Raw genomic sequence first — 12,873 nt, 5'->3', positions numbered from 1 at the left:
GAAAAACCGGGTATGACGGTTGTATCTGTACGTGCTTTTCTGGGTTAATCGCCCCGGGGACAGAAAGAAACGAAGGTTCGGAAAGCCTATGACGGCAAGTTCTAAATTCTTTGGCGCCGCTTCTGCGCTCGCCATGTCAGTGGCTCTTGTGGCTTCGGGTACTGCTGCACTCTCGCTGGCTTCGGTCAATGTTGCCGGGGCTGCTGTCGTTAGCCGTATCGAGGTACGCGGTAATACACGCGTCGACGCGCAGTCCATCCGTGACAATATCGATATTCGTCCGGGCAAGGCCTTCACCAGCGCCGATATTGATGCTGCGGTGAAGCGTCTGTTTGCGATGGGGCTGTTCTCGGACGTTCGCATCAACCAGTCCGGCAGCACGCTCGTCGTCAACGTTACCGAGCGCTCGGTTGTCAACAATGTCCTCTTCCAGGGCAATAAGAAGATCAAGGATCCCGATCTTGCCCGCGCCGTTCAGCTCAAGGCTCGTTCGCCTTACGATGCTGCAACGATGGAAGCGGATGTCGAGGCAATCAAGGGAGCATATGCACATATCGGGCGCAGCGATGCGACTGTGAATGCGCGTACCGTTGATCTCGGTCAGGGTCGTGTAAACGTTGTTTATGAAATCAACGAAGGCTCGCGCACCAAGATTGCGAACGTCGATTTTGTCGGCAATCAGGCTTTCAGTGCCCGTCGTCTGCGTGATGTGATTTCGACCAAGCGTTCGAATCCGCTTTCGTGGCTGACGCGTAACGACGTCTACGACGAAGGTCGTCTTCAGGCTGACGAAGAAACGCTCCGCCGTTTCTATTACAATCGCGGCTATGCGGATTTCCGCGTCATTTCGTCCAATGCTGTTCTCGATCCTTCGACGAACGAATACACGATCACCATCACGGTCGATGAAGGTCAGCGCTATACGTTCGGCAATGTCAGCGTCGAGAGCAATGTGGCTGGTGTCGACGGGCAGGCTCTGGATCATCTGGTCAAGACGCGCTCGGGTAAGCCTTACAGCGCGAAGGAAATCGAGGATTCTGTTCTGGCGGTTACCGAAAATGTCGCCGGAAGCGGTTACGCTTTTGCGAAAGTCGAGCCGCGTGGCGATCGTGATTTCGAAAACCGCACGATCTCGGTCGTTTACAGCGTCGATGAAGGTCCGCGCGCTTACATTCAGCGCATTGAAATCCGCGGCAACGATAAAACCCGCGATTTCGTGATTCGCCGCGAATTCGATGTGAATGAAGGTGATGCCTTCAATCAGGTCATGGTGCAGCGCGCAAAGCGTCGTCTCGAGGCGCTTGATTTCTTCCAGACCGTCAACATTTCGACCGCACCTGGCTCTGAGCCGGATCAGGTCATTCTGGTTGTCGATGTCGTTGAAAAGTCGACCGGTGAATTCTCGATTGGTGGTGGCTATACCACCGGTGGTGAATCGCCAGGTGCGCAGGTTGAAGCTGCTATCACCGAGCGTAACTTCCTCGGACGTGGCCAGTATATCCGTATCAGCGCGGGTGCCGGTCAGGACGATATGCGCAATTACGGCCTGTCGTTTACCGAGCCATATTTCCTCGGTTACCGCCTCTCGGCTGGCTTTGACGTTTTCCGTCGTACATACCGCGTAAACGACGACTACGACGTCGAGCAGACCGGTGGTACCATCCGTTTCGGTCTGCCAATCACGGATAACTTCTCGGCGGGTATCGCGTATAACCTGGTTCAGGAAAAGTACGACCTCTTCCGGGCGGATGCCGATAACTACTATGCTCCAGCCTTGCTTGAAGCTGCCGAACATAGCCCGTGGTTGCGTTCTTCGATCAGCTATTCGCTGACCTATAACTCCATCGATGACATGAAGAACCCGCATGACGGTCTTTATGGAAAGTTCACGCAGGAGTTTGCTGGTCTGGGTGGTGACGCCAAGTACATCAAGACCACGTTCAAGGGTAACTACTACAAGACGCTTTCTCAGGAAGCCGATATCGTCGGTATGCTGGGCATCGGTGGTGGTTATATCCATGAATTTGGTGATGATGGCGTTCGTATCTTCGACTTGTTCAAGAACAACTCGGACATCATTCGTGGCTTCAAGTTCAATGGTATCGGTCCGTACCAGGATGCTGCGAACGGCAAGCGTTACTGGATGGGCGGCACGACCTACATCAATGGTACGGCTGAAGTTCAGTTCCCGATGCCATTGGTTCCTGAGAGCCTGGGTATCCGTGGCGCCGTGTTCGCAGACGCTGCAACGCTTTATGGCAACGACTCCTCGCAGGGCGGTTCTCCGATCTACGGCGACGACAAAAAGCTTCGTGCTTCGGCAGGTGTCAGCTTGATGTGGGCTTCTCCGTTCGGTCCGCTGCGCTTTGACTATGCGTTCCCGATCGCGAAGGCTGATACCGACAAGGTTCAGAACTTCAACTTCGGTGTTTCGACCAAGTTCTAATAGATTTGCCTTTTCCCGGGGTATAACAACCCCGGGAAAGAAAGTGTTTTGATGGCAGATCCTGTTTTTTTCGCGCCTTCGCGTGAACTCACGATTGGCGATATAGCAGATTTTACCGGTGCAAGACTTCGCGATGCGAAGCTTGCGCCGCGTTCTGTTGCGCGTCTCTCTTCTCTTAAAGATGCTACTGAAGGTTCTCTTGTCTTCGTGGAGGGCAAAAAGAACGCCGATGGACTTTCATCGATCAGTGCGGCCGGGGTTTTGTGTACGGAAGCCGTAGCGGACATAGTACCGTCGCATATAGCTGCATTGGTGACCCGCAATCCCCAACGCGACTTTGCCTCCGTGGGCCGGATGCTTTTTCCTGCGTCGGTCAGGCCGGTAAGCTGGTTTGGTGAAACAGGTATTTCGTCGGCGGCAATCATTCACCCGACCGCCCATATCGAGGATGGCGCGACCATCGAAGCCGGAGCAGTGATCGGTAAGGGCGTTACCGTTGGTAGCGGTACCCTGGTCGCATCGACTGCGGTCATTGGGGAAGGTAGCCAGATCGGTCGCAACAGCTATATTGCGCCGGGCGTTACCGTACAATGTGCTTTTATCGGCAACCAGGTTGCGCTTCATCCGGGCGTTCGGATTGGGCAAGATGGTTTCGGCTACGTCCCAGGCCCGGCTGGTCTGGAAAAAGTTCCCCAACTCGGCAGGGTCATTATTCAGGACAATGTCGAGATCGGCGCCAATACGACGGTGGATCGTGGTTCGTTGAATGACACCGTTATCGGTGAAGGCACCAAGGTCGATAATCTTGTCCAGATCGCGCACAATGTGCGGATCGGCCGCTTTTGCATCATTGCCGCACATTGCGGCATCTCCGGCAGCTGCGTTATCGGTGACCAGACGATGCTGGGTGGACGTGTGGGCCTTGCTGACCATTTGATCATCGGTTCGCGCGTGCAGGTTGCCGCGGCGAGTGGCGTTATGAATGACATACCCGATGGTGAGCGCTGGGGTGGTATTCCCGCGCGGCCTATCAAGCAGTGGTTCCGCGATATTGCGAATATCCGCAGCATCGGGCAATCGAGAAAGGAGCAATCCTCTGATGAGTGATGCAAATCAGACCAAGCTGGAAGCAGCAGATATCCAGGACCTTCTGGCAGTGCTGCCGCATCGCTATCCGTTTTTGCTGATTGATCGTATCGTCGACATTGACGGTGACGTCTCTGCGACCGGCATCAAGAATGTGACAATCAACGAGCCGCATTTTACAGGCCATTTTCCCGAAAAGCCGATCATGCCGGGCGTATTGATTGTCGAAGCCATGGCACAAACGGCAGGCGCTATTTCCCTGCTTCAGCGCAAGACCGGGCGTCCGGGCGTGGTCTATTTCATGACCATCGACAATGCGAAATTCCGTCGGCCCGTCATACCGGGTGACAGGCTTCTGCTTCATGTCAAGAAGATCAAGCAACGCGCAAATATCTCCAAATATGAATGCATTGCGGAAGTTGATGGTGTGAAGGTTGCGGAAGCTGAAGTCGCTGCCATGATCAGCACAGCTGAAGAAAACCAGTGAGCATATCAATGAAAGAAACATTCATTCACCCCACCGCTCTCGTAGAGCAGGGTGTGGAACTGGGGCAGGGTGTGTCTGTCGGCCCTTTCTGTCATATTCAGTCTGGCGCCGTCATTGGCGACAATTCGGAATTGATGAGCCATGTGGTTGTAACGGGCGCGACGACGCTTGGCGAGGGAGCCAGGGTCTATCCGCACGCTGTTCTGGGGTGCGATCCGCAGAACAACAAGCATAAGGGTGGTCCCACCAAGCTGAACATCGGAAAGAACTGCCTGATCCGTGAAGGCGTGACCATGCACAAAGGGTCGGACAGCGCACGGGGATATACTTCGGTTGGCGACAACTGTTCGTTTCTGGCTTATGCTCATGTAGCGCATGATTGCGATATTGGCGATTACGTCACATTTTCCAACAATGTGATGATTGGCGGCCATACGACGATCGGACACCACGCCATTCTGGGCGGTGGCGCGGCTATCCATCAATTCGTGCGTATTGGACACCACGCTTTCGTAGGTGGCATGGCTGCTGTTGTGAGCGATCTTATCCCATACGGTATGGCGATAGGCGTGCATGCTCATCTTGGCGGATTGAATATCGTCGGCATGAAGCGCTCTGGTATGGAGCGCAAGGAAATTCATAATCTTCGTCATGCTGTCAGGATGCTGTTCGACCGTACAAAGCCGATTCGGGACCGCGCCAAAGACGTTCTAATTGCAATACCGGGCTCCCCGGCTGTCATCGATATGATCGACTTCATCAACGTCGATACCAAGCGTGCCTACTGTACACCTCCGCTTGATGCGGTGCATGGCGGGGCCGGACATGACAGCGGCGAAGATTGAGAAAATCCAGCGTCTCGCAGACCATGCGGGGCGCGTTGCCATTATCGCCGGGAACGGCCTGCTGCCGATCAATGTGGCGGAGGCTCTGGCGACAGCGGGAAACTCTCCCTTCCTTGTGCCGCTGCGCGGAGAAGCCGACCCGATACTTTACAAGTATGAACATCAGGAAATCTCGATCGTAGAGTTTGCAAAGCTGGTGCGCTCTATGAAAGCTGCGGGAGTGGATCGGGTTGTCCTCGCCGGTGGCGTGACGAGCCGCCCTCATGTCAGCGATTTGAAGCTTGACTGGCCTACGCTGCGGGCGGTGCCTTATGTTCTGCGGGCACTGGGACAAGGGGACGATGCGCTCTTGCGTGCGTTCATTGGTCTGCTGGAATCTTTTGGTTTCAAAGTTGTCGGGGCTCATGAAGTTGTCCCGGATCTGCTTTCCCCATCACCGGCTCAAATTCTGACTCGAGCCGTGCCAGACTCCAGAGAACGCCATAATCTTGAACTTGCGATGGAATCTGCGCTTCGCCTCGGTGATCTCGATGTCGGGCAGGGCGCAATTGCGGTCGGCGGACGTGTGGTGGCCCTCGAAGGAGCGGAAGGCACAGATCAAATGATCGAACGTGTGCGGGAGTTGCGTGCGGCTCGCCGCATACCTCGCCGGGGCGGTGTTCTCGTCAAGATGGCAAAGCCGCAGCAGGATGAAAGAGCCGACCTTCCAACCATCGGGATTTCAACAGTCGAGAATGCCGCCAAAGCGGGATTATCGGGAATAGCAGTTGAGGCAGGCAGGACATTCATTCTAGGCTTCGGTGAAACCATCGCTGCAGCAAACGACGAGGGTCTCTTCATAGAGACAGTCAGTCGGGAGAGAAAGGATGCCCGGACGTGAGCACCAACAGCCGGCCTCTGAAAATAGCAATCGTGGCCGGTGAAGAATCCGGTGATCTTCTTGGTGCTGATCTGATTGATGCACTACGAAACCAGACAGACCGGCTTGTTGATATCGTCGGCGTCGGTGGCGATCACCTTGCGGCCCGGGGCATGAAGTCTTTCTTTGATCCGCACGAAATTGCCCTTATGGGGCTGGGCGCAATTCTCAAGAATTTACCGGGGCTGATGCGGCGCATTAGGCAGACCGCGCAACGCATCATTGCGGAGAAGCCAGATTGCGTTCTTCTGATCGATAGTCCCGAGTTCACGCACCGTGTTGCCCAAAGGATCAGGGCAGCGAATGCGTCCATTCCCATTGTAAAATATATAGCGCCGAGTGTGTGGGCTTGGCGACCGCAGCGTGCCCGGGCGATGAAAGCCTATTTTGACCACGTGTTGACCATTCTTCCATTTGAGGTGGAGGTCATGCAAAAGTTGAGTGGACCGAGTGCCACCTATGTCGGGCACCGCCTTTCCGGCTATGAGCCGATATTGCGGGCAAGGGCAGAACAAAAAGCACTGGAAGTGCAACGGTCTAATGAATCCCGCAAAACGCTGCTTGTTCTACCGGGGTCTCGCCGTACTGAAATCCAGACGCTGATGGAACCGTTCGGGCAGGCTGTTGGTGAACTTGCTGCCAGAACCGAAAAACTTGATGTGGTTTTGCCGACACTGCCGCGCATCGAGGAAATGGTGCGGGATCTTTCGAAGAATTGGGCGGTCAAACCGCTTATTGTCCTGGGCGATGAGGAAAAGTGGAAAGCTTTTTCCAGGGCTGATGCGGCGCTTGCCGCTTCCGGGACGGTCTCACTGGAACTGGCTCTCTCACGTATCCCAAGTGTGCTTTCCTATAAGGCGGACTGGTTTGCACGCAAGTTTCTGATGCCCAAGATAACCATCTGGAGCGCGGCTCTGCCGAACATCATAGCCGATGAGCCGGTAGTGCCTGAGTATTTCAATGAATTCGTTCGCCCCGGAATGCTTGCTCGCAATCTCGAGCGGCTGATGAAGCCCGGATCGGCACGGCAGGCACAACTCGACGGATTCGATAAGGTTGCTTCGATCATGGCGACCGAGCAGCCGTCTGGCGAGATCGGTGCGCGGGTCGTTCTGGAGCTGGCAGGGAAGAGCATTTCCAGTTTAAACTGAAGCGTCGGAAGTACTCTATCGCAACACAACAATCGCGCTTTTGCTGGAAATGATTGTGTCCAGGACCTGATTACCTGCTGCGAGCAGGCGTTAAAAAACCCGGTTGTTTGGCAACCGGGTTTTTTGTGCGTATCTGATATTTATTTGCGCTTTGCGAGCGGCACGTAATCGCGTTCGGCGGCGCCCGTGTAGAGCTGGCGCGGGCGACCGATCTTCTGCTGCGGATCTTCGATCATTTCCTTCCACTGTGCGACCCAGCCTACGGTACGGGCGAGTGCAAAGAGAACCGTGAACATTTCGGTCGGGAAGCCGAGGGCCTTCAACGTGATGCCCGAATAGAAGTCGATGTTCGGATAAAGCTTCTTTTCGATGAAGTATTCATCCGTCAGGGCAATCTTTTCCAGTTCCATCGCAACGTCGAGCAACGGATCGTCCTTGATGCCGAGTTCGCCCAGAACTTCATGGCAGGTCTTCTGCATGATCTTGGCGCGCGGATCGTAATTCTTGTAGACGCGGTGACCGAAGCCCATCAGACGGAACGGATCGTTCTTGTCCTTTGCACGGGCGATGAATTCAGGAATGCGGTCGACGGAACCGATTTCAGCCAGCATGTTGAGCGCGGCTTCGTTAGCGCCGCCGTGGGCAGGGCCCCACAGGCAGGCAACGCCGGCTGCGATACATGCAAATGGATTGGCGCCCGACGAGCCGGCAAGGCGCACGGTCGAGGTCGAGGCGTTCTGCTCGTGATCCGCGTGGAGAATGAAGATGCGGTCCATCGCGCGCGCCAGAACCGGATTGACCTTGTAATCCTCGCACGGAACGCCAAAGCACATGTGCAGGAAGTTCGACGCGAAATCGAGATCGTTCTTCGGGTACATGAACGGCTGGCCGATATGGTACTTATAGGCCATGGCAGCGAGCGTCGGGACCTTGGCGATCAGACGGATCGAGGCGACCATACGCTGATGCGGGTCGGTGATGTCGGTCGAGTCATGATAGAAAGCCGACATCGCGCCGACACAGCCGACCATTACGGCCATAGGATGGGCATCACGGCGGAAGCCCGTAAAGAACTTCGTCATCTGTTCGTGAATCATCGTGTGGCGCGTCACACGATAGTCGAAGTCAGCCTTCTGGGTTGCCGTTGGCAGTTCGCCGTACAGAAGCAGGTAGCAGGTTTCCAGAAAATCGCCGTGTTCGGCAAGCTGATCGATTGGGTAACCGCGATAGAGCAGGGTGCCTTCGTCACCGTCGATGTAGGTGATTTTGGATTCGCACGATGCCGTGGAGGTGAAGCCCGGATCGTAGGTGAACATCTGGGAATTCTTGTAGAGTGGACCAATATCAACGACGTCTGGTCCGACAGTGCCTTGTCGTACAGGCAGGTCGAATGTTTTGCCTTCTAGTGTAAAGCTGGCTGTCCTATCTGACATCGTGTTTCCTTTCATGTCCACTTTGCCGCCCGCACGACGGCAGAATTGTAATCGTCGTTATAATTTGTCTTTTATCTCTTGGAATGGTCCCGCCCCTGTGGGGACCATTAGCGTTCACGCATTATCCTAACGATTTTGCCCGTCAAACTATCCCAAACGGTTCGCGATGCAATGCGTAATTTGAACTATTTACGCCGGTTTTGTCACGTCAGCGTGAATGTTCCCACCTTAACCGATTTGATCGCGAATACGCCCGAGCGACTCCTCACGGCCAAGGACGGAAAGCACGTCGAACACGCCCGGAGAGGTGGCTCGACCGGTCAATGCTGCGCGTAGGGGCTGTGCGATCTTGCCGAGTTTCAGCCCGGTTTTTTCCGCGTGAGTCCTCACGACGGCGTCGAGAGATTCGACAGTCCATTCGGTTGCAGCTTCCAGATCCGGCAGAACAGACTTGAGTACAGCGCGGCCTTCTTCATTCAGGAGGGAGGCTGCCTTCTCATCAAGGTCAAGGGGACGAGCAGCGAAGATGAATTTCGATCCGTCAGCCAGTTCCACAAGAGTTTTGGCACGATCCTTCAGGCCGGGCATGGCGGCGAGCAATTGTGCGCGGCGCTTATCGTCCAGCGCATCGGAAATTTCCTTGCCGCCTTCAATCTCCGGAAGAACGGCTATAAGCGCATCATAGAGCGCCCGGTCGTCGCTGGCGCGCATATAGACGCCGTTGATCGCCTCCAGCTTCTGAAAATCGAAGCGGGCCGCACCCTTGTTGATGTCCTTGACGTCGAACCATTCGATCATCTGTTCGGTCGACATAATCTCGTCATCGCCGTGACTCCAGCCAAGGCGCACGAGATAGTTGCGCAGGGCCGCGGGCAAATAGCCCATCGCACGGTAGGCATCGACACCCAGAGCGCCGTGACGCTTGGAGAGTTTTGCACCGTCAGCACCATGGATCAGCGGGATGTGTGACATCTGCGGCACGTCCCAGCTCATTGCGTTGTAGATGACGGTCTGCCGCGCGGCATTGGTCAGATGATCGTCGCCGCGAATGATATGAGTCACACCCATGTCGTGGTCATCGACAACGACTGCATGCATGTAGGTGGGCGTGCCATCGGAACGCAGGATGATGAAATCATCGAGATCCTTGTTCGGGAAGCGGACATCGCCCTGCACGGCATCCTGCACGAGAGTTTCGCCTTCCTGCGGCGCCTTGATGCGAATGACCGGCTTTACGCCTGCGGGTGCTTCTGACGGATCGCGATCACGCCAGCGACCGTCATAGCGCGGTGGACGACCTTCGGCGCGGGCTTTCTCGCGCATTTCTTCCAGTTCTTCTGGCGTTGCATAGCAGTAATATGCCTTGCCAAGAGCAACCAGCTCTTCCGCCACTTCGCGATGGCGAGGCGCACGCTCGAATTGCGAGATGGCTTCGCCGTCCCAATCCAGCCCCAGCCAGGTCAGTCCATCGAGAATGGCAGCAGTCGCGGCATCGGTGGAACGTTCCCGGTCGGTGTCTTCGATACGTAGCAGCATCTTACCGCCGTTATGCTTGGCGTAAAGCCAGTTGAACAGGGCAGTGCGTGCACCGCCAATGTGCAGATACCCGGTGGGCGAAGGGGCAAAACGGGTGACGACCGGTTTCGGCATGATAGCTCCACTATGTCGTGCGCCATTCCAGAGCAGCGGCGAATGCCGGAGACACAGGCGCGAACTTGAATTCCAATGCCTGCGCGAGACAACTCGGCAGGTAATCGCGGTTCTTTGTACGAACTCACTCGATTTCGGCTGCGGTTCATGTAGCATAGGCAGCAACGTGCGCAAGGGCTTCGCAACCCTTTCGCACCGATGAGCCGTTGTTCTTTCGGGGTACTTTGGCGGCTTAGGCCAACTTTTGCGGTCAGGCGGGGGCATGACAGGCATCAGGGAAGCGAGCGATGTAAACGAACGGGCACTTGTCAGAAGCATGCCTGATGGTTCGCTGCGCGCCTTATTTCCGGAGACTTCGCCTCCAGGTGAATTCGAAGTAGACTTACCACCTGTCAAGCCTTCGGTATTGAGCCTGCGTGAACGGCTTTTGTCTATATCTTCGGTCGCAGGCAGCCAGATCAAGGCTGCGATGGAAACGGAAGCCGGACGAGGCGTACTTTTCCTCCTGCTTCCGGTTTTTGCCGGTATCGGCGCGATAATCTATTTCACGCTTTCATTCGAACCTGCGTGGACTCCGCTTCTGTCAATGCTCGCGATTGCCCTCAGCTTGCGAATTGCGACGCGCAAGCATTTCGCGGTTGCCCAGGGCACGACCTTGGCCATCGCTCTGATCGGCGGGCTTATGGTCGGCAAATGGGAGACGGAACGTCGTGCCACGGCGATGTTGGGCTCAGACGTGGCGACGCGTGTGACGGGCCGGGTCGTTGCGCTTGAATATCAGGATAATGGCAGCTGGCGGATAACACTTGAGGTGCTTCAAACCGAGCGCCCCAAACTTCGATTTCCGCCGAAGCGCGTTCGCATTAATGCCAGAGATATACCGGCGACAACAGTGATCGGCAGTGGATTGTCTGGTTTTGCGCGATTGCGCATCCCATCTGGCCCCGTCCGCCCTGGAAACTATGATTTCTCTTTTCACGCATATTTCAATGGCATTGGCGCCAACGGGTTCTTTCTCGGGACGCCCAAAGTAGCGATTGTTCCCCCGCCGGATGAACTGACAGCGGAAATATCCCAGTGGATTGCTATGCTACGGGTCCGGGTTTCCGAACGGATTGAGGAAGTGATTGGAGGGGAGGATGGCAGTGTCGCTTCGGCGCTCGTGGCAGGCACCCGCGCCGGGATCAGCGAGCAAACCAACGACGATCTGCGCAAGGCAGGGCTTGCACATATTCTTTCAATCTCGGGTTTGCATATGGCGCTCGCCGCTGGCGTCGTCATGTTGACGCTACGGTCTGCCTTCGCGCTGTTTCCCGCTTTCAGCGTCCGGCGCCCGGTTAAGAAATACGCGGCTTTTCTCTCCCTGCTAAGCTGTACCTTCTATCTTGCCATGTCCGGTGCGGACGTTGCTGCGCAACGAAGCTATGTGATGATTGCGATTATGCTTGGAGCATTGCTGGTCGATCGCGCTGCCATCAGCATGCGCAATCTGGCCATAGCGGCGCTCGCGATGATTGCTCTTTCGCCGCATGAGATTTTGGGGCCGAGTTTCCAGATGTCGTTCTCTGCAACCGCTGCGTTGATCGCCGGTTATGCCTGGTGGAGCGAACGCAATGCGAACAGGCGTGTCGGCGCAGAGAAGCTTAGGAGGTCCAGAGACGGCTTTGTTGGGCGGATATTAAAGCTAGTCGCGGCAGCGGCAGGCACCTCGCTCATTGCCGGGTTGGCGAGCGGCATTTTCGCCGCCTATCATTTCAACAACACAGCGCCATTGGGATTGGTGGGAAATGTGCTTGCTGAACCCGCAATAGCCTTGCTTGTGATGCCGTTTGCTGTTTTCGGCCTGGTGCTGATGCCTTTGCAGCTTGACTGGGTGCCTTTGCAAATAATGGGCTGGGGCATTTTCGCGGTAAGGCACATTGCTGCCTTCGTCGCGACCTGGTCGCCGGATGGTAATCCAGGAACCATGCCCGCGCTTACTCTTGTTTTCTGGACCATTGCGCTGGTTCTGGCGGTTGTGCTTTCCACCAGACTGAAGGTACTGGCGCTCCCATTTGTCGTCCTCGGCCTGATGGTTTTTTTAAGGGAACCATTTCCCGATATCGTCGTATCCGAAGATGCCAAGCTGGTAGGCGTCCGATTGGAGGACGGAAGGCTTGCGGTTAATCGAAATCGACCTTCCCAGTTCACAATCGACAATTGGAAAACTGCCTATCTCGTCAAGGAAATGATCCCCCCGCTTTCGGTTAAAAAAGAAAAGCTGGCCGCGTCCGATGGTTTTGAGTGTGTTGAGGGAGTGTGCACAATTACCCTGCGTGATGGTCGCACGCTTGCCTATACTGGAGAACCGGCAATGCGGGAGATTGCCTGCAATATCGGGGATGTGGTCATCCTGGCTGTTCCGGGCAAGGATGCTACATGTGGTCGCTCAACGATTACCAGCATCAGTAAACGCGATCTGGCGCTGAAAGGAGCCGTAGAAATCAGACTCGGACAACAACGCGATGAAAGCCGCTCTCCCAAAGCGGCAACGGGAAAATCGCATGAAACTGCGAGGCTTGACGAGAAGCAGCCGAGGCCTGATTTGCGTCCGGACGACCGAATTACATACGCTGTTGATGTTCCAAGTCGTCCCTGGCATTTGCATCGCATTCATTCGCGCGCGGCACGCGGCTTGCCCGAACGAGAATATAAGCCCAAATCCGGTTCCACTCGAACCGTAGCAGACTGTTCATCGGATGCGGACAACCCCACAACGCATTGCAATTGATTTCGAGCGGTCTCTCGCTCTATTCAATCCAAACCGCTCGATCTAGTTTTGTCACGCGCATCACCCGAAACCGGTTCCCGCTTTCG

At 55.5% G+C, this 12,873-nt stretch carries 9 protein-coding genes; 7 read left to right on the top strand and 2 right to left on the bottom strand.

Features of this window, described 5'->3' with window-relative positions; genetic code table 11:
- Positions 1-88 precede the first annotated feature (88 nt).
- The 6 genes from bamA to lpxB are packed head-to-tail and all read left to right on the top strand — an operon-like array spanning position 89 to position 6,934.
- Positions 89-2,446: an outer membrane protein assembly factor BamA gene (gene bamA / locus OINT_RS06355; RefSeq protein WP_039852621.1), complete on the top strand. Its 2,358-nt coding sequence runs from the start codon at positions 89-91 to the stop codon at positions 2,444-2,446.
- Between the two features lie 51 nt (positions 2,447-2,497).
- Positions 2,498-3,553 carry a UDP-3-O-(3-hydroxymyristoyl)glucosamine N-acyltransferase gene (lpxD, locus tag OINT_RS06350; RefSeq protein ID WP_006471609.1) on the top strand — a complete coding sequence of 352 codons (1,056 nt, stop codon included), beginning with the start codon at positions 2,498-2,500 and terminating at the stop codon, positions 3,551-3,553.
- The gene (gene fabZ, locus OINT_RS06345; RefSeq protein ID WP_006466942.1) at positions 3,546-4,019 is read left to right on the top strand and encodes a 3-hydroxyacyl-ACP dehydratase FabZ; all 474 of its coding nucleotides are present in this window, start codon (positions 3,546-3,548) and stop codon (positions 4,017-4,019) included. The genes lpxD and fabZ overlap by 8 nt, the downstream gene beginning before the upstream one ends.
- A gap of 8 nt (positions 4,020-4,027) precedes the next feature.
- Positions 4,028-4,864: an acyl-ACP--UDP-N-acetylglucosamine O-acyltransferase gene (gene lpxA / locus OINT_RS06340; RefSeq protein ID WP_006471608.1), complete on the top strand. Its 837-nt coding sequence runs from the start codon at positions 4,028-4,030 to the stop codon at positions 4,862-4,864.
- Positions 4,845-5,744, top strand: a complete 900-nt coding sequence (locus tag OINT_RS06335) for an LpxI family protein (protein ID WP_006471607.1) — start codon at positions 4,845-4,847, stop codon at positions 5,742-5,744. Before lpxA ends, OINT_RS06335 begins: the two co-directional genes overlap by 20 nt.
- Positions 5,741-6,934: a lipid-A-disaccharide synthase gene (gene lpxB / locus OINT_RS06330; RefSeq protein ID WP_006466939.1), complete on the top strand. Its 1,194-nt coding sequence runs from the start codon at positions 5,741-5,743 to the stop codon at positions 6,932-6,934. Before OINT_RS06335 ends, lpxB begins: the two co-directional genes overlap by 4 nt.
- 140 nt (positions 6,935-7,074) lie before the next feature.
- Here the strand turns inward: lpxB and gltA are convergent, their stop codons facing one another.
- Together gltA and gltX are read right to left on the bottom strand one after the other, a co-directional pair.
- Positions 7,075-8,367 (bottom strand): citrate synthase, encoded by a 1,293-nt coding sequence (gene gltA, locus OINT_RS06325; RefSeq protein WP_022570157.1) that lies wholly within the window; start codon positions 8,365-8,367, stop codon positions 7,075-7,077.
- Between the two features lie 228 nt (positions 8,368-8,595).
- Positions 8,596-10,017 (bottom strand): glutamate--tRNA ligase, encoded by a 1,422-nt coding sequence (gene gltX, locus OINT_RS06320; protein WP_039852617.1) that lies wholly within the window; start codon positions 10,015-10,017, stop codon positions 8,596-8,598.
- Positions 10,018-10,279: 262 nt separating this feature from the next.
- Between gltX and OINT_RS06315 the strand changes: the two genes are divergently transcribed.
- A complete protein-coding gene (locus OINT_RS06315; RefSeq protein WP_039852616.1) occupies positions 10,280-12,787 on the top strand; it encodes a ComEC/Rec2 family competence protein in 2,508 nt (835 codons plus the stop codon).
- Positions 12,788-12,873 lie beyond the last annotated feature (86 nt).

The organism is Brucella intermedia LMG 3301 (genome assembly GCF_000182645.1).
Classification (GTDB): domain Bacteria; phylum Pseudomonadota; class Alphaproteobacteria; order Rhizobiales; family Rhizobiaceae; genus Brucella; species Brucella intermedia.
This window is presented reverse-complemented; position numbering and strand designations above follow the sequence as displayed.

Excerpts from the sequence above, each read along its gene's own strand:
- bamA (WP_039852621.1), top strand. The coding sequence starts at position 89 with ATGACGGCAAGTTCTAAATTCTTTGGCGCCGCTTCTGCGCTCGCCATG.
- lpxD (WP_006471609.1), top strand. The coding sequence starts at position 2,498 with ATGGCAGATCCTGTTTTTTTCGCGCCTTCGCGTGAACTCACGATTGGC.
- fabZ (WP_006466942.1), top strand. The coding sequence starts at position 3,546 with ATGAGTGATGCAAATCAGACCAAGCTGGAAGCAGCAGATATCCAGGAC.
- lpxA (WP_006471608.1), top strand. The coding sequence starts at position 4,028 with ATGAAAGAAACATTCATTCACCCCACCGCTCTCGTAGAGCAGGGTGTG.
- OINT_RS06335 (WP_006471607.1), top strand. The coding sequence starts at position 4,845 with ATGACAGCGGCGAAGATTGAGAAAATCCAGCGTCTCGCAGACCATGCG.
- gltA (WP_022570157.1), bottom strand. The coding sequence starts at position 8,367 with ATGTCAGATAGGACAGCCAGCTTTACACTAGAAGGCAAAACATTCGAC.
- gltX (WP_039852617.1), bottom strand. The coding sequence starts at position 10,017 with ATGCCGAAACCGGTCGTCACCCGTTTTGCCCCTTCGCCCACCGGGTAT.
- OINT_RS06315 (WP_039852616.1), top strand. The coding sequence starts at position 10,280 with ATGACAGGCATCAGGGAAGCGAGCGATGTAAACGAACGGGCACTTGTC.